Annotated in this window: 22 protein-coding genes; 12 read left to right on the forward strand and 10 right to left on the reverse strand. The window is 61.9% G+C overall.

From position 1 onward, the window contains the following. Nucleotides 1-32: 32 nt before the first annotated feature. From AB4O11_RS24955 to AB4O11_RS24995, 9 genes are all read right to left on the reverse strand, one after another. Entirely contained in the window at nt 33-722 is a 690-nt protein-coding gene (locus tag AB4O11_RS24955) for a GntR family transcriptional regulator (protein WP_093430824.1), read from the reverse strand. Nucleotides 723-951: 229 nt separating this feature from the next. Beyond that, nucleotides 952-1611 carry a DUF799 domain-containing protein gene (locus tag AB4O11_RS24960; RefSeq protein WP_093430822.1) on the reverse strand — a complete coding sequence of 220 codons (660 nt, stop codon included), beginning with the start codon at nt 1609-1611 and terminating at the stop codon, nt 952-954. After that, nucleotides 1608-1979, reverse strand: a complete 372-nt coding sequence (locus tag AB4O11_RS24965) for a DUF4810 domain-containing protein (protein ID WP_093430820.1) — start codon at nt 1977-1979, stop codon at nt 1608-1610. The genes AB4O11_RS24960 and AB4O11_RS24965 overlap by 4 nt, the downstream gene beginning before the upstream one ends. A gap of 28 nt (nt 1980-2007) precedes the next feature. Beyond that, nucleotides 2008-2694 (reverse strand): CsgG/HfaB family protein, encoded by a 687-nt coding sequence (locus AB4O11_RS24970; RefSeq protein ID WP_161986630.1) that lies wholly within the window; start codon nt 2692-2694, stop codon nt 2008-2010. Between the two features lie 259 nt (nt 2695-2953). Beyond that, nucleotides 2954-6052, reverse strand: a complete 3099-nt coding sequence (locus tag AB4O11_RS24975; protein WP_460129063.1) for an error-prone DNA polymerase — start codon at nt 6050-6052, stop codon at nt 2954-2956. Next, a complete protein-coding gene (locus AB4O11_RS24980; protein ID WP_220556363.1) occupies nt 6028-7443 on the reverse strand; it encodes a Y-family DNA polymerase in 1416 nt (471 codons plus the stop codon). Before AB4O11_RS24980 ends, AB4O11_RS24975 begins: the two co-directional genes overlap by 25 nt. A gap of 7 nt (nt 7444-7450) precedes the next feature. After that, nucleotides 7451-8068 (reverse strand): translesion DNA synthesis-associated protein ImuA, encoded by a 618-nt coding sequence (gene imuA / locus AB4O11_RS24985; protein ID WP_093430813.1) that lies wholly within the window; start codon nt 8066-8068, stop codon nt 7451-7453. After that, entirely contained in the window at nt 8068-8685 is a 618-nt protein-coding gene (gene lexA, locus AB4O11_RS24990) for a transcriptional repressor LexA (RefSeq protein ID WP_116254867.1), read from the reverse strand. Before lexA ends, imuA begins: the two co-directional genes overlap by 1 nt. Nucleotides 8686-8793: 108 nt before the next feature. Beyond that, nucleotides 8794-9564, reverse strand: a complete 771-nt coding sequence (locus tag AB4O11_RS24995) for an AraC family transcriptional regulator (RefSeq protein ID WP_093430807.1) — start codon at nt 9562-9564, stop codon at nt 8794-8796. Between the two features lie 231 nt (nt 9565-9795). Here AB4O11_RS24995 and AB4O11_RS25000 point away from each other — a divergent pair, with 231 nt between their 5' ends. From AB4O11_RS25000 to AB4O11_RS25030, 7 genes are all read left to right on the forward strand, one after another. Then, nucleotides 9796-11421, forward strand: a complete 1626-nt coding sequence (locus AB4O11_RS25000; protein WP_095047859.1) for an APC family permease — start codon at nt 9796-9798, stop codon at nt 11419-11421. Nucleotides 11422-11443: 22 nt separating this feature from the next. Continuing rightward, complete coding sequence (locus AB4O11_RS25005) at nt 11444-12370, forward strand: 4-hydroxyproline epimerase (protein WP_460129065.1); 927 nt, start codon at nt 11444-11446, stop codon at nt 12368-12370. A gap of 55 nt (nt 12371-12425) precedes the next feature. After that, nucleotides 12426-13373 carry a dihydrodipicolinate synthase family protein gene (locus AB4O11_RS25010; protein WP_007916052.1) on the forward strand — a complete coding sequence of 316 codons (948 nt, stop codon included), beginning with the start codon at nt 12426-12428 and terminating at the stop codon, nt 13371-13373. A 72-nt stretch (nt 13374-13445) separates the two neighbouring features. Next, complete coding sequence (locus AB4O11_RS25015) at nt 13446-15038, forward strand: aldehyde dehydrogenase (NADP(+)) (RefSeq protein WP_460129067.1); 1593 nt, start codon at nt 13446-13448, stop codon at nt 15036-15038. Then, a complete protein-coding gene (locus AB4O11_RS25020; protein WP_460129069.1) occupies nt 15028-16290 on the forward strand; it encodes an NAD(P)/FAD-dependent oxidoreductase in 1263 nt (420 codons plus the stop codon). Before AB4O11_RS25015 ends, AB4O11_RS25020 begins: the two co-directional genes overlap by 11 nt. A gap of 172 nt (nt 16291-16462) precedes the next feature. Then, nucleotides 16463-17296, forward strand: coding sequence for an oxidoreductase (locus AB4O11_RS25025; protein WP_186624522.1), 834 nt, complete (start codon nt 16463-16465; stop codon nt 17294-17296). 11 nt (nt 17297-17307) lie between these two features. Then, nucleotides 17308-18246 carry an AraC family transcriptional regulator gene (locus AB4O11_RS25030; protein WP_460129071.1) on the forward strand — a complete coding sequence of 313 codons (939 nt, stop codon included), beginning with the start codon at nt 17308-17310 and terminating at the stop codon, nt 18244-18246. A gap of 79 nt (nt 18247-18325) precedes the next feature. Here the strand turns inward: AB4O11_RS25030 and AB4O11_RS25035 are convergent, their stop codons facing one another. Further along, complete coding sequence (locus AB4O11_RS25035) at nt 18326-19252, reverse strand: Gfo/Idh/MocA family protein (protein ID WP_093430789.1); 927 nt, start codon at nt 19250-19252, stop codon at nt 18326-18328. A 188-nt stretch (nt 19253-19440) separates the two neighbouring features. Between AB4O11_RS25035 and AB4O11_RS25040 the strand changes: the two genes are divergently transcribed. The 5 genes from AB4O11_RS25040 to AB4O11_RS25060 all read left to right on the forward strand — a co-directional run bounded on the left by AB4O11_RS25040 (nt 19441) and on the right by AB4O11_RS25060 (nt 23106). Continuing rightward, on the forward strand, nt 19441-20490 hold the full coding sequence (locus AB4O11_RS25040; RefSeq protein WP_460129073.1) for an NAD(P)-dependent alcohol dehydrogenase: 1050 nt from the start codon (nt 19441-19443) through the stop codon (nt 20488-20490). A 123-nt stretch (nt 20491-20613) separates the two neighbouring features. Next, nucleotides 20614-21309 carry a tRNA (adenine(22)-N(1))-methyltransferase gene (locus AB4O11_RS25045; RefSeq protein ID WP_286079813.1) on the forward strand — a complete coding sequence of 232 codons (696 nt, stop codon included), beginning with the start codon at nt 20614-20616 and terminating at the stop codon, nt 21307-21309. Nucleotides 21310-21477: 168 nt separating this feature from the next. Continuing rightward, nucleotides 21478-21693, forward strand: a complete 216-nt coding sequence (locus tag AB4O11_RS25050) for a tautomerase family protein (RefSeq protein WP_460129076.1) — start codon at nt 21478-21480, stop codon at nt 21691-21693. Beyond that, nucleotides 21690-22346: a DsbA family oxidoreductase gene (locus AB4O11_RS25055; RefSeq protein WP_460129078.1), complete on the forward strand. Its 657-nt coding sequence runs from the start codon at nt 21690-21692 to the stop codon at nt 22344-22346. Before AB4O11_RS25050 ends, AB4O11_RS25055 begins: the two co-directional genes overlap by 4 nt. A gap of 49 nt (nt 22347-22395) precedes the next feature. After that, nucleotides 22396-23106, forward strand: a complete 711-nt coding sequence (locus tag AB4O11_RS25060) for an SDR family NAD(P)-dependent oxidoreductase (RefSeq protein ID WP_460129080.1) — start codon at nt 22396-22398, stop codon at nt 23104-23106. The last annotated feature ends 66 nt before the right edge of the window (nt 23107-23172 follow it).

Raw genomic sequence — 23172 nt, forward strand, 5'->3', positions numbered from 1 at the left:
GATATATAGCCGATTTCATCCGCGCCCGGAACCTAAACCCCGATCAGGTGCTTGAGCGGGTGGTAGCCGGTTTTCATTTTGGCGGCGGCGTCGAGAATGGCCTTCTCGATGCCGTTCAGATGCGTGCAGGTCAGCTCGATGGCCGCGCTCTGATTGCCGGCCTCGATGTATTCGATCAGGCGCAGGTGTTCGTTGTCGCGGCAGACTTCATGGCTGTCGTCGTCCAGCGCTGCAGCGTACAGCGAAGCGCGGGAGATCAGTTTCTGGAACCAGTCGAGCAGCACCGGGTTATTCAGGCTGCACGCCAGTTTGATGTGGAACTCACCGAGCAGATGGATCAGCCGTTCGTGATCGCCCGCCGCGTGGGCTTCATCTTCCAGCAGCAGGTGTTCGCGCAAATCCTGCATCGCCGCGCTGTCCTTGCGCCGGCACAGTTCGGTAACGATGCCGATCTCGATCAGCCGGCGGGTTTCAAACAGCGAGCGGAGCTCTTCATTGCTCGGCAGCGACACCGATGCCCCTTTATTCGGCTCGGTGGTGACCAGTCCATCGGCCTCCAATTGCTTCAATGCCGCGCGCACCGACGTGCGGCTGACCTTGAATAATTCGGCCAGCGAGGCCTCACCCAGTTTCATCCCCGGGCGCAACGAACGCTTGCTGATCGCCTCGTAAACCCCTTGGTAGACGCGGTCGACCGTGGTTTCCGGTTTCTTTTCGGTCATTTGGGCACTCCTTTAACGTCGAGCAACTGAGTGCCACGCAGGATATAGCCTTCGGCTTCGAGATGCAGGGTCTTGATTGCACGTTGAGTGCCGATCAGCCATCGAGGCGGCGTCGCGCTACTTGTCTGCTCGTTGCAAGCAGGACATATGTGCCGGGAGGGGGCGGTGAGCAGGCTCACGCGTACATTTGATCTTTCCCACGCAGCGCGTGGGAAAGATCTTACCGGGCTCAGTCAGTGCCGTACTTCGGCGAGCGCGGGCCGTATAGCAGGCCTGCCCGGTGTCCGGCCGAGAGCAGACGATTGCTCGCCACACCGGCAATCGGGTAGCCGGCATCGGTGGAGCTGTTGATGATCTGCTTCACTGCCGCCGAGATCAGCATGCCGACGATACCGCCGGCATTGCTATTGCCGCCCTCTTCACTCGACGCCCGGGCCGAACCGGTCCACAGCGTCGTGCCACTTTTCAGGTCGACCAGTTTCGCCGTCGCGGTCACTGCTGTTTCGCTGCTGATCACCATGTAGCGCGTACCGTATTCGGTCACGGTGATGTACAGCGCAGCGTCCGCACCGAAGATTTCCTTCAGTTTGCCTGGCGGTGCCTGGTGGATGTCGTCCGGGGTGCTCAGACCGTTCTGGCGGAACGTCTCATCAACCAGCGCAATCGGCAGCACGTAGTAACCGGCTTCGGCCAGTGGGAAGGTCACCTGCGACAACAGGCTGTAGGACGCCTTCACATCCGGCGAAGTGTTCAGCGGAGGCAGCACCAGAATGGTTTTCGGCCGCGCCTGTTTGTAGGCCGAGTAATCCACGGTCTTGGGCGCAACGCAGCCACCCAGCACGGTCAGGGCCAGACCGGCGACCAGCAGTTTCAAGGTGCGCGCGATCATTTCGCGTCTCCGGTCTTGGCGTTTTTGAGCAGGAAATCCATGTACGTCCCAGACTCGGGGAACAGGGTTTTCTCGGTTTTGAACTGCTGCACCATCTGGTCGTCCTTGCCCATGCTCAGATAGAGCAGGCCAAGGTGCGCGTGGTAACCCGGCGGTACAGCCTTGCCGGTGGAGCGGATTTTCTGCAAGTCACGTTCCAGCGCTTCGGCCTGGGCTTCTTTCGGCTCTTCGCCTTTGAAGTATTCGTAGACCTGGGGCTCGTAACCTTCCCACTGGTACAGGGTTTGCGGGCCGGAGGCACAACCGGCCAACAAGGCGCTGGCGGCCAGCGTCAGCGCCATCAGCGCGCGCGACAAAGTCAGATTCATGGGTGTTGCTCCTTGCAATGGGCGTCGATCAGTTGCCCGGTTTCCAGGCACCGGCGTTCATGCCATCGACCAGACGATTGATCGCCTCGCGCATGGCCAGATCCAGTACTTTGCCGTTGAGGGTGGAGTCGTAGGCAGCGGTGCCGCCGAAACCGATGATTTCGCGGTTGGACAAGGCGTATTCGCCGGCGCCCTGGGTCGAATAGACCACTTCGGAGGTACTGATATTGACGATATTCAGGTTGACCTTGGCGTAGGCCACCTGAGTCTTGCCACGGCCGAGGATGCCGAACAGTTGGTGATCGCCGGTCTCTTTGCGGCCGAACTCGGTGACGTCGCCGGTTACCACGTAATCAGCACCTTTCAGACGCTGAGCCTGGCCCTTGATCGCCGCTTCCTGCTGGATTTCGCCCATGTTGTCGCGATCCAGCACGCTGAAGCGGTTGGTCTGCTGCAAATGGGTGATCAGGATGGTCTTGGCCTGACCGCCGAGACGGTCGACGCCGTCGGAGAAAATCCCGCGCATATAGCTGGAGCGGTTGTCGAACTTGCCCACGGCCATTGGCACGCGAACGCCGGTCCAGACTTGTGTGGCGCTTTCAACCTTGGCCACCGGCAGCGCGCGGGAGCTTTCAGTGGCGCAACCGGCGAGTGTGCCGGCAATCGTGCCGAGCACGGCAATCGCAACGCCTGAGACCAGCATCCGGGAGATCATTCTCACTGAGTATTCCTTTTGAAAAACGGGGATGCCCCGACACGGCAAGGCGCTCGGGAGCTGAAAAGGGGCGGCATTATGACAAAGTGCCATCATTCACGACAGGCTTTTTTGACGCCAGTGAATTGGCTGTTCCGGACTTGATCGTTCCCACGCTCTGCGTGGGAATGCAGCCACGGACGCTCCGCGTCCGCTGTGACGCGGAGCGTCACGGGAGGTGTTACCACGCAGAGCGTGGGAACGATCAGATCAGGGCGCGCTAATGGAAATCGCGGCTCTGCACGCGGATGCCATTGAGCAGCGAGCTGAGGTCGCTCAGGCGGCCGGCGATCAGGTGGCGCACTTCGCCTTCGCGCTCCCAGCGGCCGTCGACTTTCAGCAGTTGCGAGCCCACCAGCACTTGCCGTTGACGCTCGGCCAGATCCCGCCAGACCACCACGTTGACGTTGCCGAACTCATCTTCCAGCGTCACAAAGGTCACGCCACTGGCGGTGCCCGGTCGTTGCCGTCCCGTCACCAGCCCGGCGATGCTCACCGGTCGGCCATGTTCGACTTCAAGCAACTCCTGCGAACTGCGGCAGCGCCGGGCTTTGAGTTCGCCGCGCAACAGTGCCAGCGGATGCGGCCCCAACGTGGTGCCGACGGTGCTGTAATCGGCGTGCAGATCCTCGCCAACGCTGGGTTTGGGTAGTACCACCTCCGGCTCCTCCTGACTCGGCAACCCGGCAAACAGGCCCAGCTGTTTCTGCACCCCGGCGACTTCCCAGCGCGCCCGATGCCGATGTCCGGCCAGGCCACGCAACGCCCCGGAATCGGCGAGCAACGCCTGCGCCCGACTGTCGAGCGCCGCCCGCTCGCCCAGGTCGGCGACATCGGCAAATGCCCCGCGCGCGCGCGCCGCTTCGATGCGCCGGGCATCGTCCTCGCGAAAGCCCTTGATCATCCGCAGGCCCATGCGAATCGCCGGTTGCACCGTCGTGGTGGTTTCCAGGCTGCAATCCCAGTCACTGGCGCGCACGTCGACCGGGCGGATCTGCAACTGATGGCGGCGCGCATCCTGGAGAATCTGGTCCGGGCTGTAGAAGCCCATTGGCCAGCTATTGATCAACGCGCAGGCGAACGCCGCCGGTTCGTGGCACTTGAGCCAGCAACTGGCGTAAGTCAGCAAGGCAAAACTGGCGGCGTGGGACTCGGGAAAACCGTAGCTGCCGAAGCCTTTGATCTGCTCGAAAATCTGCGCGGCGAACTCCGGCGTGTAGCCGTTCTTCTTCATGCCGGCGGCGAGGCGTTCCTTGTGCGGTTCCAGTCCACCGTGGCGTTTCCACGCAGCCATCGAGCGACGCAACTGATCAGCCTCGCCGGGGCTGTAATCGGCGGCGACGATGGCGATCTGCATCACCTGTTCCTGAAACAGCGGCACGCCGAGGGTTCTTTCCAGAACAACCTTGAGTTCTGGTGACGGGTAGGTTTCCTCTTCTTCCTTGTTCCGGCGACGCAGATACGGATGCACCATCCCGCCCTGAATCGGTCCCGGGCGGACGATGGCCACCTCAATCACCAGATCGTAGAACTTCGCCGGTCTCAGGCGCGGCAGCATCGACATCTGCGCCCGCGACTCGATCTGGAACACGCCGATGGTGTCAGCGCGGCTGATCATGTCGTAGGTCGGTTTGTCTTCGGCTGGAATCGTCGCCAGGCTCAGATCCAGATTGCGATGGTGGCGCAGCAGGTCGAAGCAGCGGCGAATCGCGCTGAGCATGCCGAGGGCGAGAATATCCACCTTGAGCAGGCCGACTGCATCGAGGTCATCCTTGTCCCACTGAATGATCGTGCGCTCGGCCATGGCGGCGTTCTCCACCGGCACCAGCGTGTCCAGCGGCTGCTCGGAAATCACAAAGCCGCCGGGATGCTGCGACAGGTGCCGGGGGAAACCGATCAACTGCCCGGTCAGGCTCAGCACCCGGCGCAGCACCGGGCTGTCCGGGTCGAAACCGCCTTCGAGCAAACGCGCGACCGGCGGTGTTTCATCGCTCCAGTGGCCGCAGCAATCAGCCAGTGCGTTGATCTGATCCGGCGGCAGGCCCAAGGCCTTGGCCACGTCGCGCACCGCGCCGGCAGCGTGGTAGGTGCTGACCACCGCCGTCAGCGCCGCACGACCACGGCCGTAACGGCGAAACACGTATTGCAGGACTTCTTCACGGCGCTCGTGCTCGAAGTCGACGTCGATGTCCGGCGGCTCGTTGCGCTCCTTGGACATGAAGCGTTCGAACAGCAGCGTGGTGCGATCCGGGTCGATTTCGGTGATGCCCAAGGCAAAACACACCGCCGAGTTGGCTGCCGAACCACGGCCCTGACACAGAATCTTCTGCTCGCGGGCGAAGTGCACCACATCGTGCACGGTGAGAAAGTAGCTTTCGTAACCGAGTTCGGCGATCAGCTTCAGTTCATCGTCGATCTGCTTGAGCACTTTGGCTTGAGGCCCCTGTGGCCAGCGCCAGGCGATGCCCTCTTCGGTCAGATGCCGTAGCCAGGAACTGGCGCTGTGCCCTTCCGGCACCAGTTCTTTCGGATACTGATAACGCAACTCGCCCAGGTCGAAGGTGCAGCGCCGGGCCAGGCTCACCGACTCATCGAGCAAGGCCTGCGGATACAACTCGCGCACGACCTCGACACTGCGTAAATGCCGTTCGCCATTGGGGTGCAAACGTAACCCCGCCTCGGCCACCGGCACGTGATGACGGATCGCAGTCATGGTGTCCTGCAAGGCACGCCGGCCACGGGCGTGCATGTGCACATCGCCGCTGGCCACGGCAGGAATCTGCAACTCGGCGGCCAGCCCCAACATCGCCGCCAACCGCTGCTGATCGTCCTGGCCACGATGCAATTGCACCGCCAGCCACAACCGTTCGCCAAAGGTCTGCTGCAGCCATCGCCCCTCCTCCACGTCATCAAGCGAGTCCGGCACCCACAACACCAGCAACCCCGGCAACGGCTCGGCGAAGTCTTCGCGCAGCACCTGATACTGGCCTTTCTGCGTGCGCCGTCGGGCGCGGGTGATCAGGCCGCACAGCGCTTGATAGCCCGCCAGATTCTCCACCAGCAGCACCAGTTTCGGGCCGTTTTCGATACGCACTTCGCTGCCGATGACCAGCGGCAGCTCCACCGATTTCGCCGCTTGCCAGGCCCGAACGATCCCGGCCAGCGTGCATTCATCGGTGATCGCCAGTGCCTGATAGCCGTGCTTTTTTGCACGCTGGAACAGTTCCAGCGCACTGGACGCACCGCGCTGAAAACTGAAGTTCGACAGGCAGTGCAGTTCGGCATAACCGTCGTTCATGCAAACCAGCCCTGCAGCCACAGCGGACCGCCCTCACCCACCGCCCGATAAGCCCAGCCCTGCTGACCGGCGCGGTTCTGGATCAGGTAATAATCGCGGCGCACGTCGTCACCGTCCCACCAGCCGGACTCGATGCGCTCCGGGCCCATGAGAATCCGCGCCGAACCTTCCGCCACGCTTTGTGGCTCGCCGAGCAACCAGCCCGGACGATGCACGTTCGGCAAACCTGCGCAGCGTTGTTTATCAACGCCGTGCTGCCACGCGCACTCGGGACGATGATCGGCCTGAAAACGCAACCCCTGCACCGCGTCATCGCCCAAGCGCGCACGCAGGCGTTCGCGCAACTGCTCCCACGGCAAGGTCTGCTGCGGACGGTCGTCGAACAGTTGCTGAAACTGCGGCACGAAACTCGGCAGGTCCTCGGCGCGCAGACGAAAGCCGCGCACGGGCGCCTCGACTTGCACTTGTTCCAGCCGGCCACGGGCCAGTTCGAAGAGCATCGCCGGATCACGTTCGGCGCTGAGCAGGCCGACCTTGATGATGCTGTCCGGCAGCCCGGCGTGTTCCAGGTGCAGATCGAAACGCTGCACGCCGCTGTCACGCCCGCAGAGGAACGCCGACAGATCGCCGGTCAAACGGCGTAACGGGAACAACAGTGCCTGATGGGACTGCACGTCAAAGTTGAGTTCGATGCGTACGTCGAAACGATCCGGCGGCAGGTAAAACGCCAGCGCCAATGGCCGCGCGCCGAACAGCGTGTCGAGATGCTTGAGCATCTGCGCTTCGAAGCGCCGGGCCAGCGCCTGACGCGGCAGGCTCTGCACCTGACTGAGATTGCGCAGGCCCATACGTGATAACGCCGTGGCCACTGCGGGTTCCAGACCGACGCGGTCGACGGGCAACTGACCGAGATGATGCTGCAAGGCCTCGCCGTCCGGCACCACCAAGCCGTCATAGGCGTTGGCCAGCACCCGCGCCGCCACGGGATTCGGTGCCGCGACGATGCGATGGCGGAAGCCCAGGTCGGTCAGTTCCCGGCGCAGTCGTGCTTCGAACTGCGCCCACGAACCGAACAGACCCAGGCTGGATTCGATCTCGAACACCACGGTACGCGGGTAATGCACGCTGACCTGCGAGCTGAAACGGTAGGCCCACGCGGCGAGAAACTGCTGCCAGTGTTCGACCTCGGCGGCCTCGTAATCAGCCGTGGCAAAGCCTTTGCTCATCGCCTGCGCAGCGGTCATCGACTGCCCTGCGCGCAAACCAAGCTTGCGCGCCGCCGGGTTGACCGCTTGCAACACCCGGCGCTGGGCCGGTCCGTTAAGCAGCACCAACGGTTCATCGGGATCGGGACGCTGACGCAGCACGGCGTCCAGGGCCAATTGCGGAAACAGGATACACACCCAGCGCATGCTGACCTCAGTGCCCCACAGCAAAGGCAATCGGTGCCGTACGCGCCAGCCCGCCACGGCACTTGAGTACGCGCAACTGTGCAGGTCTGGCGTCGATGGCAATGCGTAACGCCGCCGGTGACGGGTTGATCGCTTCGCTCAACGGGCGCCAGGCAAACGCCAGGGTCTGACCGGTTTCCGCCGCCACCTGCAAACGGCGCAACGCGCGATCATCAGCCTTGTGCGGCCAGCACAGCACCGCGCCGCAACTGCCCGAACGTAAACATTGTTCCGCCGCCCACAAGGCATCGCGCTCGGTGGCCTGGATCACCGACAACTGGCGCAGATCGACCCCGGCGCTTGCCCACGCCTGCGGGTACGGCACGAACGGCGGCGCCACCAGCACGATGCGCTCGCCCGCCGCCGACAACCGCGCCAGCGTCGGCCAGACCAGCTGCAGTTCGCCGACACCGGGACCGGCCAGGAGGATTTCGCTCAACGCCGCTTCCGGCCAGCCACCGCTGGGCAGTGCCGCGTCCAGCGCGGCGTGGCCGGTCGGCTGCGGGCTGGCGGCCGGTGGCGCAGGCCGGCCTTTCCAGACCTGGCCGCCATTGAACAGCGTATCCAACGCAACGACGGCGCCCATCAGCCTTGCCTCACCAGACCGCAAAACACCCCTTCGATGGCCAGATCCTGATCGTCACGCACGACAATCGGCTGATACGCCGGGTTGCGCGGCAACAGGCGCACTGCATCGCCCAGCCGTTCGAAACGTTTGATGGTGACTTCACCGTCGAGGCGCGCTACGACGATCTGGCCGTTGAGCGCCTCGGGATTGCGCTTCACGCCGACCAGATCGCCGTCGAGAATGCCGTCCTCGATCATCGAATCGCCCTGCACCCGCAGCATGTAATCGGGCGTACGGGAGAACAGCACCGGGTCGAGCAGCAAGCGGCTATGGATGTCGGCATCGGCGCCAATCGGCGCACCGGCAGCGACGCGGCCGAGCACGGGAATGTCGAGCAATTCCGGGCGCGCCGGCTGCCCGAGCAGGCGAATGCCACGGGCCTGATGCGGATTGACCTCGATAAAACCGGCTTCGGTGAGCGCGAGTACATGCTTGCGCGCCACGCTGCGCGAGGCAAAACCAAAAGCCTCGCTGATTTCAGCGAGGCTTGGGGGCTGACCGTGTTCGGCGATTCGATCGCGGATAAAAGTCAGAATGGCAGTACGGCGGGGAGTCAGGTTCGTCATGGAGTACATTTGTACTCCTGTAGGATTTTCCTGACAAGCACCGCAGGTCGGCCCAGGCCGACGCAGGAGTTGCCGAAGGTTCGGCAGCGCCTGCATTGATCTTCAATGGTCACTTGATCAGGGTGAAGTGGCCTGCCGATACTCGCGTGGTGTAAACCCGGTCGACGCCTTGAACTGGCGCGTGAACGCGCTGTGATCGGTGTAGCCGCATTGCAGCGCCACGTCCGTTATCGGCAGGTCGGTGTGCAGCAATCGATGCGCATGCTCCAGGCGTACTTTCTGGATCATCTGCCGTGGCGTCAGGTGGAATACCCGTTTGCAGTAACGCTCCAGTTGCGCCACGGAAATACCGGCGATGCGGGTCAGTTCACCGAGGGTCACGCGGCGATTGAAATTCGCGCGAATATGCTCATCGACAGCCGCCAGCCGCTCGAATGCCGGGTGGGTTTCACTGGCCGATTGCAGGTCCACCGAAATCCCCGCCAGACCGATAATCACCCCGTCACGGTTATACAGTGGCTGCTTGTGCGTCAGGCACCACCCCGGTTCGCGGCTGCCGTACAGATGCAGTTCGAGCTGATCCTCCAGCACAAAACCCTCCTCCAGCACCTTGCGATCCTGCTCGGTGTAGCCCGGCCCGAGTTGCGCCGGAAACACCTGCGCGCTGGTCTTGCCCAGTAACGGACGCAAATCCTTCAAGCCACAGCGCTGCACCAGCGTGCGGTTGGCAAGCACGTATCGGGCCTGCACATCCTTGATGAAAATCGCCGCGTTGGGGATCACATCAAGCATCGGCAACAACAGCGCCGCGCCGGCCAAGAGTTCCTCCAGTGTCTGCGGACGCTGGCCATTCATGCCTTGAGCGAGGATCGAAAACGCCTGCTGCATCAAAGATTCCCCTCGTAACGTGGACAGACCAAATGCCCGCCATGCGCCGTTCGCCCGCAGATTGCAGCATCGTTCGCGGCGTGTCGAGGGCCATGTTTTATCGGCGTCATTGTGCTGATTTCGTCATCGAAGCCAGCAAAAAACATCAATCGCCGCGAGGTCGATGAGTTCAAAGTCTGGCCGTCCCAGTGACACAACTGCCTATCCAATAACTCACAAGAAGGCGATGCCATGTCAGGCCAAGGCAAGTTCAAAAAACAGCTTTCACTGATCGACCTCACATTTATCGGGCTGGGGGCGATCTTCGGTTCCGGCTGGTTGTTCGCGGCCAGTCATGTGTCCGCCATTGCCGGCCCGGCGGGGATTTTTTCCTGGCTGCTGGGCGGCTTCGCCGTGTTGTTGCTGGGCATCGTCTATTGCGAACTCGGCGCTGCACTGCCGCGTGCCGGCGGCGTGGTGCGTTATCCGGTTTACTCCCACGGGCCGCTGCTCGGCTACTTGATGGGCTTCATCACCCTGATTGCGTTTTCCAGTCTGGTCGCCATCGAAGTGGTCGCTTCGCGCCAATACGCAGCGGCGTGGTTTCCCGGCCTGTCCAAAGCTGGCACCGGCGATCCGACGATTCTCGGCTGGCTGGTGCAGTTCGGGCTGTTGTGCGTGTTCTTCCTGCTCAACTACCGCAGCGTGAAAACCTTCGCCAAGGCCAACAATCTGGTCAGCGTGTTCAAATTCATCGTGCCGTTGCTGGTGATCGGGGTGCTGTTCACCTTCTTCAAACCGGCCAACTTCGAGGTGCAAGGCTTTGCCCCGTTTGGCCTGTCCGGCGTCGAGATGGCCGTGTCGGCGGGTGGCATCATTTTCGCGTATCTGGGCCTGACGCCGATCATCTCGGTGGCCAGTGAAGTGAAGAATCCGCAGCGCACCATTCCCATTGCGTTGATCCTCTCGGTGCTGCTGTCGACACTGATTTACGTGCTGCTGCAAATGGCCTTTCTCGGCAGCATCCCGACGGAAATGCTCGCCAACGGCTGGGCCGGAATCAGCAAGGAATTTGCCCTGCCGTACCGCGATATAGCGCTGGCGCTGGGCGTGGGCTGGCTGGCGTATCTGGTGGTCGCCGATGCGGTGATCTCGCCGAGCGGCTGCGGCAACATCTACATGAACGCGACCCCGCGAGTGATCTATGGCTGGGCGCAGACCGGGACCTTCTTCAAGGTCTTCACCCACATCGATGAAAAGTCCGGCATCCCGCGCCCGGCGCTGTGGCTGACCTTCGCCCTGTCGGTGTTCTGGACGTTACCGTTCCCGTCGTGGGAGGCGCTGATCAACGTGGTCTCCGCTGCGCTGGTGTTGAGCTACGCCGTGGCGCCGGTGTCGGTGGCCGCGCTGCGCCGCAATGCGCCGGACATGCCACGGCCGTTCCGGGTCAAGTGCATGGGCGTGCTCGGGCCGGTGTCGTTCATCATCGCCGCGCTGATCGTCTACTGGTCGGGCTGGAGCACCGTGTCGTGGCTGCTCGGCCTGCAGATCCTGATGTTCGTGGTGTATCTGCTGTGCGGTCGATTTGTGCCAACCGCTCACCTGAATCTGGCCAGCCAAGTGCGTTCCTCGGCGTGGCTGATCGCCTTCTACGCGGTGACCATCGTGCTGTCGAAACTCGGCACCTTCGGCGGCCTCGGCATCCTCGCCCATCCATTCGACACCCTTGTCGTCGCGGCGTGTGCCACCGGCATTTACTACTGGGGCGCGGCGACCGGTGTACCGGCGCATCTGCTGCGCCTGGAAGAGGACGACGAGGACAGCGAAATCGCTGCCCCCGCCTCGACCGTCTCTGCGCGCCCTGCTGGCGCCTACTGAAATCATCCAACGGGACATGTTCATGAAACGAGTACACGTGATTGATTCCCACACCGGCGGTGAACCGACGCGCCCGGTAATGAACGGCTTCCCCGAGCTGCCCGGCAACAGCATGGTCGAGAAGCGCGATGCGCTGCGCACTCAACATGATCAATGGCGCCGCGCCTGCCTGCTGGAACCGCGCGGCAATGATGTGCTGGTCGGCGCGTTGTATTGCGAACCGGTCTCGGCGGACGCCACTTGCGGGGTGATCTTCTTCAACAACGCCGGCTACCTCGGCATGTGCGGCCACGGCACCATCGGCCTGATCAACTCGCTGCAGTACCTGGGGCAAATCGAACCGGGCGAGCACAAAATCGACACCCCGGTCGGCCCGGTCAGCGCCACGTTGCATGACGACGGAACCGTCACCCTGGGCAACGTCCCCGCTTATCGCCATCGCCAACAGGTGCCGGTGGATGTGCCGGGTTACGGCCGCGTGTTGGGCGACATCGCCTACGGCGGCAACTGGTTTTTCCTCGTTTCCGAGCACGGTCAGACGCTGACCATGGACAACGTCGAACACCTCACGGCGTACACCTGGGCCATGCTCAAGGCCCTCGAAGACCAAGGCATTTACGGCGAGGACGGCGCGGTGATCGATCACATCGAACTGTTCGCCGATGACGATCAGGCCGACAGCCGCAACTTCGTCATGTGCCCCGGCAAAGCCTACGACCGCTCCCCGTGCGGCACCGGCACCAGCGCCAAACTCGCCTGTCTGGCCGCCGACGACAAGCTGCAACCCGGCGCAACCTGGGTGCAGGCAAGCATCACCGGCAGCCAGTTCGAAGGTCGCTTCGAATGGCAAGGCGAACGCATCCGCCCGTACATCACCGGCCGCGCCTACATGACCGCCGACAGCACCTTGCTGATCGACGAAGCAGACCCGTTCGCGTGGGGCATCTGAACCGCCACGCTGACTTTTCACCTCAATTTGAATGATGTGCCAAGGAGTTAAAACAATGAGCGACAACATCTTCACCGGTTGCATGCCGGCCCTGATGACCCCGTGCACCGCCCAGCGCAAACCGGACTTCGACGCGCTGGTGGCCAAGGGTCGCGAGCTGATCGATATCGGCATGAGCGCCGTGGTGTATTGCGGCTCGATGGGGGACTGGCCGCTGCTGACCGAAGCCGAGCGTCAAGAAGGCGTGGCGCGTCTGGTCGCGGCGGGTATTCCGACGATCGTGGGCACTGGCGCGGTGAACTCACGCGAAGCGGTTTCCCACGCGGCCCATGCGGCGAAAGTCGGCGCACAGGGTTTGATGGTGATTCCCCGCGTACTGTCTCGCGGCGCTTCGGTCACCGCGCAAAAGGCCCATTTCGCCGCGATTCTGCAAGCCGCGCCAAATTTGCCGGCGGTGATCTACAACAGCCCTTACTACGGCTTTGCCACCCGCGCTGACCTGTTCTTTGAACTGCGCCGCGAGTACCCGAACCTGATCGGCTTCAAGGAATTCGGCGGTGGCGCCGACCTGCGTTACGCCGCCGAAAACATCACCTCCAAGGACGATGACGTGACCTTGATGGTCGGCGTCGACACGCAAGTGGTGCACGGTTTCGTCAACTGCAACGCCACCGGCGCCATCACCGGTATCGGCAACGCTCTGCCCCGCGAGGTGCTGCAACTGGTCGCCCTGAGCAAGCAAGCGGCCAAAGGTGACGCCAAGGCCCGGCGTCAGGCGCGGGAACTGGAATCGGCGCTGGCGGTGCTGTCGTCGTTCGATGAGGGCTGCGATCTGGTGCTGTATTACAAACACCTGATGGTGCTCAACGGCGACAAGGAATACACCCTGCACTTCAACGAAACCGATGCGTTGAGCGACTCGCAGCGGCGGTATGCCGAGAAGCAGTATTCGCTGTTCCGTCACTGGTACGAGAACTGGTCGGCGGAACAGAACTTCGCCTGATCACGTCCCCCTCACCTGCCGCGAAGCCTTGTGATTCGCGGCAGGCCTCCCTCTTTTTATCAGGAAGACACCATGACTTTGACGGGCCACATGCTGATCGGGCAGCACATGATTGCCGGCAATCGCAGCGCCATTCGCGGGATCAATCCGGCTACGAATGAAACGCTGGAACCGGCGTACGCCGGTGGAGCGGCCGAGCATGTCGAACAGGCCTGCGCGCTGGCACGGGCAGCGTTCGATGTTTATCGCGAGACAACCCTGAATGTCCGCGCTGAATTCCTGCAATCCATTGCCGAAGAAATCGAAGGCCTCGGCGATGAACTGATCGACCGTGCCCACGCCGAAACCGGCCTGCCGCACGCGCGTCTGCTAGGAGAACGCGGGCGTACTTGCCAACAATTGAGAATGTTCGCTCGCACGGTCCGCGCCGGTGAATGGCTGGATGTGCGTGTCGATAGCGCGCAACCGCAACGTCAGCCGTTGCCGCGCGCCGACCTGCGTCAACGGCAGATCGCGCTGGGGCCGGTCGCGGTGTTTGGCGCGAGCAATTTCCCGCTGGCGTTCTCCGTGGCCGGCGGTGACACCGCATCGGCGCTGGCCGCCGGTTGCCCAGTGATCGTCAAGGCGCACAGTGCGCATCCCGGCACCAGCGAACTGGTCGGCCGCGCCGTCGCTCGGGCGGTAAAAAACTGTGGTTTGCCGGAAGGCGTGTTCTCGTTGCTGTACGGTTCCGGCCGCGAAGTGGGCATTGCGCTGGTCACGGATCCACGGATTAACGCAGTGGGTTTCACCGGCTCGCGTAGCGGTGGTCTGGCGCTGATGCAAGCGGCGCAAGCGCGGCCCGAGCCGATTCCGGTGTACGCGGAAATGAGTTCGATCAATCCGGTGTTGCTGTTTCCGGCGGCGCTGGATAAACGCACGCAAGCATTGGCGGAAGGGTTTGTGGCTTCGCTGACATTAGGCGCGGGCCAGTTTTGCACCAATCCGGGCTTGGTGATTGCCTTGAAAGGACCGGCGTTGGACAAGTTCATCGCCGCCACCGCCGAGGTGATTCAACGCAGCCCCGCGCAGACGATGCTGACACCCGGCATCTTCTGCGCTTACGAGTCTGCCGTGAATGCACTGGCCGAAAATGCCGCTGCACGCATCACCGGCATCGGTCAGACCGGCAACGGCCCGAATCAATGCCAGGCCCATGTATTCGTGACCGAAGCCGCCGACTTTCTCGCCGATCAGCGCCTGCAAGCCGAAGCGTTCGGTGCGGCGGCGCTGATCGTGCAATGCAGCAATGAAGCGGAAATACGCCAGGTCGCCGAACACCTGGAAGGCCAGTTGACCGCGACGTTGCACCTGGATGAGCCAGACCTGCAACAGGCCCGCGCTCTGCTGCCGACGCTGGAACGCAAGGCCGGCCGGTTGCTGGTCAACGGCTGGCCAACCGGCGTCGAGGTGTGTGACGCGATGGTGCATGGCGGGCCTTTCCCGGCCACCTCCGACGCCCGCACGACTTCGGTCGGTACTGCGGCGATCCTGCGGTTCCTGCGCCCGGTGTGCTATCAGGACTTCCCGGACAGCTTGTTGCCTACCGCACTGAAACAGGCCAATCCGCTGCAATTGCGCCGTCTGCTCGATGGCCAAAGGGAAGCGCAGCACCATGGCGAATAACGGCTCCCACGACATCGCCGTGGTCGGCGCCGGCATCATCGGCGTCGCCTGCGCACTGCGTCTGGCTCGCCAAGGGTTGCGCGTGGTCGTGATCGATCAGCAGCAACCCGGCCACGGCGCCTCGTTCGGCAACGCCGGGCATCTGGCGACCGAGCAGGTGTTTCCGATTGCCGACGTGTCCATCCTCAAGCGCCTGCCGGCCATGCTGATGGACCCGATGGGGCCGTTGCGACTGGACTGGAAATACCTGCCGCGCGCCCTGCCATGGTTCACCCGCCTGCTGCTGAATCTGCGCCCGGTGTCTTTTCAGAACACCGTGGCGGGTTTGCGCGCGCTCAATGAAAACAGCCTGGACGCCTGGCAGCGCTTGCTCGCCGACATCCAGAGGCCGGACTTGCTGAAGATCGATGGTTCGCTGCTGGTGTTCGAACGCCCCGAATCGCGTCAGGCCATCCAGGCATTACAGGCTCGCCTGCATCAGCAGCAGGTACCGGTCGATTACTGGCAGGCCGGCGCCATCCGCGAAACCGCGCCGCAACTCAGTGAACAGATCCAGGGCGGTTTGTTCTTTTCACGCACCGGGCACTTTATCGATCCCTACCGCGTGGTGTGCGAACTGGTCGAAGCGGCCAAGGCCAGCGGCGTGAGTTTTGTCCAGCAACAGGTTCAGGGCGGCTACGTGCAGGAGCACGGGGTTACGCTGACCACTGGCAATGGCGGCCTGACTGCCAGCCGCGTCCTGATCGCCTGCGGCGCACATTCAGCAAAACTCACCGCAGCCCTCACCGGCAAAAAAGTCCCACTGGACACCGAGCGCGGCTATCACCTGATGCTGCCGCAGGAACACGACCGACTGCCCTTCCCCGTGACCTCGCTGGAGCGCAAATTCATCATGACGCCAATGTCCGAAGGGTTGCGCCTGGCTGGCACGGTTGAATTCGCCGGACTGGAGAAACCACCGAACATGGAGCGTGCGTGGCAATTGCACCGGTTGAGTCAGGGCTTGTTTCGCCAGGATCTGAATGCTGAAGCAGCGACGCCGTGGATGGGTTTTCGACCGTCATTGCCCGATTCATTACCGGTGATTGATCAGGTGTGCGGGGGCAAGGTGTTGCTTGCTTTTGGGCATCAGCATCTGGGGCTGACGCAGGCGGCGGTGACGGCGGAGATGGTGGTGCGGATGGCGGGCCTGTACGCCTTCCCGGCAACGGCATTGCCGAGTGGCGAGCCCTATAGGTTGGCGCGTTTCTGACGGCACTGATCTGCAAGTTCGACGGTGAGCGAGCGTAGCTGCGTTGCCGCCGTTTTTTTTCAACATCAAGAGCGCCCGATAGGAATAGGCAATGCTCGAAGATAAACCGGCATAGGTGCCCCGTTTGCTGATCGCTACCATGGACTCAGACCTGACCCAATGGGAGCTCGACATGACTCACGCTAAAACCCTGTTCATCACCGGCGTCAGCAGCGGTTTCGGCCATGCGCTGGCCAATGAAGCCATTGCCAACGGCCACCGTGTCATCGGCACTGTGCGCAATGAAACCGACCTGAAAAACTTCCAGGCACTGTCCCCGGACAACGCTTACGGGGTGGTGCTGGACGTCACTGATTTTGAGCGGATCGACAGCGTCGTTATGCAGGTCGAGGCCACTCACGGTCCCGTCGACGTTTTGGTCAACAACGCCGGATATGGCCACGAAGGCATTTGCGAAGAATCACCGCTGCAAGACATGCGTCATCAATTCGACGTCAACGTGTTCGGCGCGGTGGCGGTGATCAAAGCGTTTCTGCCCTTCTTTCGCCAGCGTCGTGCGGGGCACATCCTCAATATCACCTCCATGGGTGGCACCATTACCATGCCGGGCATCGCTTACTACTGCGGTAGCAAATTTGCGCTCGAAGGGATCTCCGATACCCTGAGCAAGGAGCTGCAGCCGTTCAACATCTTCGTCACTGCCGTCGCACCGGGTTCGTTCCGCACGGATTGGGCGGGCCGTTCGATGCAACGCACCGCGCGCAGCATTGCCGACTATGACGCCAGTTTCGATCCGATCCGCAAAGCCCGCGAAGAGAAAAGCGGCAAGCAACTCGGCGACCCGCAAAAGGCTGCCCAAGCGATGCTGCAGATCATCGCCAGCCCGACACCACCGGCCCATTTGCTATTGGGCAGTGACGCCTTGCGTCTGGTCCGTGACAAACTGAAAAATGCTGCCAGCGAGATTGACCAATGGGAAGCGCTGAGCCGGTCCACCGATCATTGAGAGAGGATGTGATGACGCAGGTCGATGCAGGCACCGCGCGCATGGTGCAGCTCATGAAAGCCCTCGCACCGATCGAGGGCTACAACCTCAGCGCCCTCGAAGGCGTGCGCTTCCTGCGTTCGAATCGCCCCCTGACGCGCACCCCGGTGCTGTATGACCCCGGCATCGTGATTCTCTGCCAGGGCCGCAAACGCGGCTATCTGGGAGAGGACACCTACGTCTATGACGCCCAGCACTATCTGGTGGTCTCGGTGCCGATCCCTTTCACCATGGAGACCGATGCCACTGAGACCGAGCCGATGCTCGCGATCTACATGCACCTCGATTTCCAGTTGGCCAGCGAGTTGATGCTGCAAGTGGATGACGTGCATGGCCCAAGCGATGCCCCGCCCAAAGGTATGTATGCCTCGCCGATGGACGTTTCACTGCGGGCAACCACCCTGCGTTTTCTGGAAGCGATGAGCGTTGCCGGCGAAGCGCAAATCCTCGGGCCGGCACTGTTGCGGGAAATCTATTACCGCATCCTGACCGGCGAGCAAGGTGGCTCCATGCGCGCCGCGCTCAACCGGCAGGGACATTTCGGCAAAGTGAGTCGTGCGATCCGCAAGATCCATAGTTGTTATCAGCAGCGACTCGACGTCGAGCAACTGGCCCATGAAGCGAGCATGAGCGTGCCGAACTTCCACCTGCACTTTCGCAGCGTGACCGACACCTCACCCATGCAGTATTTGAAGTCGACGCGTTTGCATCAGGCGCGCCTGTTGATGTTGCGCCAGGCCATGAGTGCCTCGGCAGCCGCCTTCAACGTTGGCTATGAAAGTGCTTCGCAATTCAGTCGTGAGTTCAAACGCTTCTTCGGCAGAACGCCACAGGCAGAGATCGAATGGATGAAGGCAACGTATGCACTGCCATTGCCAACCACACCGTCGGAGTATGTTTCGTCGCATTGACGGTCACGCCACAAACGAAAAGCCTGCTTTTCAGGGCAGGCTTTTTTCGTTGTGTGTAGCGGTGAGCGCTGAAGGTGCACTAGTCGTAAAACGCCTCAACCAACACCCGACTGCCGACAAAAAAACTGTCCGCCACCAAGCGCAACGGCTGCACATCCAGGTCACTGGCCTTGTCGCCAATCAACTGCTGAAAATGCCGATACACCGCTGCGTACTCACCCTCCTCCGACACCGCTTGGCGCACACCGTCAATGCTCAACAGCGCGCCGCCGTTATCCAGGCGCAACACGCCTTCAGCGCAACGCACCTCAATGCTCCACAGCTCATCATGCCCATGGTCAAAATCAAACTCTGCGCGCACATCGAGGCAGCGCGGGTCGGACATTTTGATCGACGCGGCAATTGGCGACTGGCAGTTGCTTGGCACGCGCAGTTCAGCCGATTCGACAAACAACGGCAGCGCCAGCAAATGAGTGACGATCGACAAGGCATTGATGCCCGGATCGAATACGCCGAGGCCGCCGGGTTGCCAGATCCAGGCCTGACCGGGGTGCCATTTGCGCACGTCTTCTTTCCAGTCGATCTGCACGCTTTGCAGGGTGCGCGAGGCGAGCCAGTCGCGGGCGGCTTCGATGCCTGGCGCGTAGCGTGAGTGCCAGGCAAACAAGGCGCTGACGCCCTGCCCGGCAGCCTGATCGACCAGCGCCAGCGCCTCGCCCAAGGTGGCGCACGGCGGTTTTTCCACCAGCACGTGTTTGCCGGCGGCCAGTGCCTGCTGCACCAGCGCAAAACGACCTTGCGGCGGCGTGCAGAAGGCAATCGCATCCACCGGCGGACCGTTTTCCAACAACTCGCTCAAGGACTGGAAGTTCTCCACGCCCGCGCAGGGTTTGCCTTGAGTGGCGACGGAGACCAAGTGGAAAGCGGGATTGGCGTTGATCGCCGGGACGTGTTGATCCTGGGCGATCTTGCCGTAGCCCACCAGACCGAGACGGATTGGTTGCATCAATGACTCCTGTTTTGATTTTGTTGTCGTCAGTGAACCGGGAGATTACCTGCAAACGCCACGAGCGTCTGTCCGCGCAATGTCACAACGACGCACAGGATCAGGCAAGGATTGCACAGGAATGCACTACTGCCCGCAGCGCTGAACAAGCAACAATGCCTTACGACAAACCGATTGAGGATGTTCCCATGCTTGTTCAAGCCTACGGTGCCCACGCTGGCGACAAACCCCTTGAGCCGATGCAGATCAACCGCCGCGCGCCGGCCGCCCATGATGTGCAGATCGACATCGCGTTCTGTGGTATCTGCCATTCCGACCTGCACCAGGTACGGGCGGAATGGGCCGGTACGCAGTTCCCGTGCGTACCGGGGCACGAAATTGTCGGTCGTGTTTCGGCTGTCGGTGCGCACGTCGCGGATTTCAAGGTCGGTGATCTGGTCGGCGTCGGTTGCATCGTCGACAGCTGCAAACATTGCGATGACTGCGAAAGCGGGCTGGAAAACTACTGCGACGGCATGATCGGCACCTACAACTTCCCGACCTCGGATGCACCGGGCTGGACGCTGGGCGGCTACTCGCAAAACATCGTCGTGCATGAACGCTACGTGCTGCGCATCCGTCATCCCGAAGCGCAACTGGCCGCCGTCGCACCGCTGCTGTGTGCCGGCATCACCACCTACTCGCCGTTGCGCCACTGGAACGCTGGCCCGGGCAAAAAAGTCGGTGTGGTCGGCATCGGCGGCCTCGGCCACATGGGCATCAAACTGGCCCACGCCCTAGGCGCCCACGTTGTGGCCTTCACCACCTCCGAATCCAAACGCGAAGCGGCCAAAGCGCTGGGTGCCGATGAAGTGGTGGTGTCGCGCAATGCCGAAGAAATGGCCGCCCACGCCAAGAGTTTCGACTTGATCCTCAACACCGTCGCCGCGCCGCACGATCTCGACGCATTCCTCGTGCTGCTCAAGCGAGATGGTGCGTTGACGCTGGTGGGTGCGCCGGCCACCTCGCACCCTTCGCCGAACGTGTTCAATCTGATCATGAAGCGCCGCACGATTGCCGGCTCGATGATCGGCGGCATTCCGGAAACCCAGGAGATGCTGGATTTCTGCGCCGAGCACGGCATCGTTTCCGACATCGAACTGATCCGCGCCGACCAGATCAACGACGCCTACGAGCGCATGCTCAAGGGTGATGTGAAGTATCGTTTCGTGATCGATAACGCCACGTTGGCCGGCTAAGCCTCAGCGCCCATTGGCCATTAAGTGCGGCCAATGGGCCATTGAATTCCGTCGCCGGGATTTGACAGGCCCGGCGTTGCTCGCCAGAGTCGCACCCCTTTGCCTGCCATCAAGGGGTTGCCGTTGAACGAACAGACATTGTCCATGCGCCTCGAGCGCGTGGCTGCCCACGTACCTGCCGGTGCGCGACTGGCCGATATCGGCTCGGATCACGGCTATCTACCGGTGGCGCTAATGCGTCGTGGCTCGATCACTGCGGCGGTGGCTGGCGAGGTTGCGGCGACGCCGTTCCACGCGGCCGAACGCACCGTGCGCGAGAACGATCTGCAACAGCACATCAGCGTGCGCCTGGCTGATGGTCTGGCGGCGATCAAAGCCTGCGATGGCATCACCGCCGTCAGCGTCTGCGGCATGGGCGGCGAAACCATCCGCGACATCCTCGACAGCGGCAAGGCTCACCTCAGCGGCCAGGAACGTCTGATCCTGCAGCCCAACGGCGGTGAACAACCCCTGCGCCAGTGGCTGATGGAAAACGGCTACCGCATCCTCAGCGAAGAAGTGCTGCGGGAAAACCGCTTCGACTACGAAATCATCGTCGCCGAACGCGCCGAACCGGTGAGCTATTCCGACCAGGAACTGTACTTCGGCCCCTTGCACCTGCAGACCCGCAGCCCCGCATTCCTGACCAAGTGGCAGCACAAACTCCGCCACAAGCAAAAGACCCTGAGCCATCTCGCTCGCGTGCAGCACAATCTGCCTGAGCAAAAGCTGCAGGACATCACCCGACAAGCACGCTGGATCAACGAACTGCTGGCCTGAGCGCCAGCGTTTCGCGCCAGGATCACCTGAGTCCTCACGCCCTCATTTGATACACCACATCACAAATGATGTACCTCAATCCCCATTTATCAATTCCAGCCCTCCCCCTAAAGTCCTCTCCAACAGCCGCCCATCACTCCGACGGGCCAGCGACTGGAGATACCCCAAATGCCTTTCATCAGCGTACGTAGCACCCGTGACGGCGTGACCCGGGAGCAGAAAGCCCAGGTCATCAAGGAAATCACCGAAACGATGCAGCGGGTACTGCACAAGGATCCGAAACTCACCCACATCGTGATCGAAGAAGTCGACACCGATAACTGGGGTTATGCCGGCATCACCACCACCGAGTATCGCCAGCAGTTGGCGGACTCGCAGTCATGAGCCGGGCCGTGAAAATCGATTTCGTCTCGGATGTCGTTTGCCCCTGGTGTGCGTTGGGCGCCATCGCTCTGGAGCAAGCGATCCGCAACCTGGCAGGCGAAGTCGACGTGGAGCTGACCTACAAACCGTTCGAACTGAATCCGGACATGTCCGCCGAAGGTGAACACGCCATCGAACACATGATGCGCAAATACGGACGCAGCGCCGAGCAAGTGGCGGACCGCAACGCGATGATCGTCGAGCGCGGCGAGCAGATCGGTTTTCACTTCGACCTGGAAAAACGCAGCCATTTCCACAACACCTTCGACGCCCATCGACTGCTGTTCTGGGCCGCCACACAAGGACGTCAGCGTGAGTTGAAGCAGGCCTTGCTCAAGGCCTACTTCACTGACGGCAAGAACCCGAATGACCACGCCACGCTGGTGACACTGGCAGAAGCAGTCGGACTCGATGGCCAGCGTGCGCAAGCGCTTCTGGCCACCGCTGAGTTCAGCCAGCCAGTACGTGAACTCGAACGGTTTTATCAGCAACGCGGCATCGATTCGGTTCCGGCCATGGTCATCGATGACAAACAGGTCATCCCCGGTTCCCAGTCCGTCGCTTATTACGAGCAAGCGCTACGTCAGGCAGCACAGGTTGCGGCTCACGCCTGACCTTCGAAATCCGTTTATTCAAACCATCCAGATTGCATGAGGAAACATCATGAGCACGTCCAAGAAAGTTGTAGTGATTACCGGCGCCTCGCAAGGCATTGGCGCAGGCCTGGTCAAGGGATTCCGTGAGCGCGGCTATCAGGTTGTCGCGACCTCGCGCTCAATCAAGCCTTCCTCTGACCCGGACATTCTCGCCGTCGCCGGAGACATCGCCGACCCGCAAACCGCCGAGCGCGTGATCCGTGAAGCCGTCGCACATTTCGGCCGTATCGATACGCTGGTCAACAACGCCGGGATCTTCGTCGCCAAACCCTTCACTGAATACAGCCAGGAAGACTACGCACAAGTGGTGGCGACCAACATGAGCGGCTTCTTCCATATCTCGCAACTGGCGATTGCCGAAATGGAGAAAAACGCCAGCGGCCATATTGTCAGCGTCACCACCAGCCTGGTCGACCACGCGATTGACGGCGTGCCGTCGGTGCTCGCTTCGCTGACCAAGGGTGGCATCAACGCGGCGACCAAGTCTCTGGCTATCGAGTACGCCAAGCGCGGCATTCGGGTCAACGCGGTATCGCCCGGCATCATCAAAACGCCGATGCACGGCGAAGAAACTCACGCCGCCCTCGGTAGCCTGCACCCGGTCGGGCATATGGGTGAGATCGATGACATTGTGCAAGCGATCCTTTACCTGGACGGCGCGAACTTCGTCACTGGCGAAATCCTCCATGTCGACGGTGGTCAAAGCGCTGGCCATTGATACCTCCCTGCTGCATCGTCGGTGTGTACCGGCGGTGCCGCTTCATGAGATAAGCCTGAGGATGAA

It is taken from the genome of Pseudomonas sp. H1_D05, assembly GCF_054682705.1.

Coding starts and splice junctions, on each gene's coding strand:
- AB4O11_RS24955 (WP_093430824.1), bottom strand. CDS start 722: ATGACCGAAAAGAAACCGGAAACCACGGTCGACCGCGTCTACCAAGGG.
- AB4O11_RS24960 (WP_093430822.1), bottom strand. CDS start 1,611: ATGATCGCGCGCACCTTGAAACTGCTGGTCGCCGGTCTGGCCCTGACC.
- AB4O11_RS24965 (WP_093430820.1), bottom strand. CDS start 1,979: ATGAATCTGACTTTGTCGCGCGCGCTGATGGCGCTGACGCTGGCCGCC.
- AB4O11_RS24970 (WP_161986630.1), bottom strand. CDS start 2,694: ATGATCTCCCGGATGCTGGTCTCAGGCGTTGCGATTGCCGTGCTCGGC.
- AB4O11_RS24980 (WP_220556363.1), bottom strand. CDS start 7,443: ATGCGCTGGGTGTGTATCCTGTTTCCGCAATTGGCCCTGGACGCCGTG.
- imuA (WP_093430813.1), bottom strand. CDS start 8,068: ATGGGCGCCGTCGTTGCGTTGGATACGCTGTTCAATGGCGGCCAGGTC.
- lexA (WP_116254867.1), bottom strand. CDS start 8,685: ATGTACTCCATGACGAACCTGACTCCCCGCCGTACTGCCATTCTGACT.
- AB4O11_RS24995 (WP_093430807.1), bottom strand. CDS start 9,564: ATGCAGCAGGCGTTTTCGATCCTCGCTCAAGGCATGAATGGCCAGCGT.
- AB4O11_RS25000 (WP_095047859.1), top strand. CDS start 9,796: ATGTCAGGCCAAGGCAAGTTCAAAAAACAGCTTTCACTGATCGACCTC.
- AB4O11_RS25005 (WP_460129065.1), top strand. CDS start 11,444: ATGAAACGAGTACACGTGATTGATTCCCACACCGGCGGTGAACCGACG.
- AB4O11_RS25010 (WP_007916052.1), top strand. CDS start 12,426: ATGAGCGACAACATCTTCACCGGTTGCATGCCGGCCCTGATGACCCCG.
- AB4O11_RS25015 (WP_460129067.1), top strand. CDS start 13,446: ATGACTTTGACGGGCCACATGCTGATCGGGCAGCACATGATTGCCGGC.
- AB4O11_RS25020 (WP_460129069.1), top strand. CDS start 15,028: ATGGCGAATAACGGCTCCCACGACATCGCCGTGGTCGGCGCCGGCATC.
- AB4O11_RS25025 (WP_186624522.1), top strand. CDS start 16,463: ATGACTCACGCTAAAACCCTGTTCATCACCGGCGTCAGCAGCGGTTTC.
- AB4O11_RS25030 (WP_460129071.1), top strand. CDS start 17,308: ATGACGCAGGTCGATGCAGGCACCGCGCGCATGGTGCAGCTCATGAAA.
- AB4O11_RS25035 (WP_093430789.1), bottom strand. CDS start 19,252: ATGCAACCAATCCGTCTCGGTCTGGTGGGCTACGGCAAGATCGCCCAG.
- AB4O11_RS25040 (WP_460129073.1), top strand. CDS start 19,441: ATGCTTGTTCAAGCCTACGGTGCCCACGCTGGCGACAAACCCCTTGAG.
- AB4O11_RS25050 (WP_460129076.1), top strand. CDS start 21,478: ATGCCTTTCATCAGCGTACGTAGCACCCGTGACGGCGTGACCCGGGAG.
- AB4O11_RS25055 (WP_460129078.1), top strand. CDS start 21,690: ATGAGCCGGGCCGTGAAAATCGATTTCGTCTCGGATGTCGTTTGCCCC.
- AB4O11_RS25060 (WP_460129080.1), top strand. CDS start 22,396: ATGAGCACGTCCAAGAAAGTTGTAGTGATTACCGGCGCCTCGCAAGGC.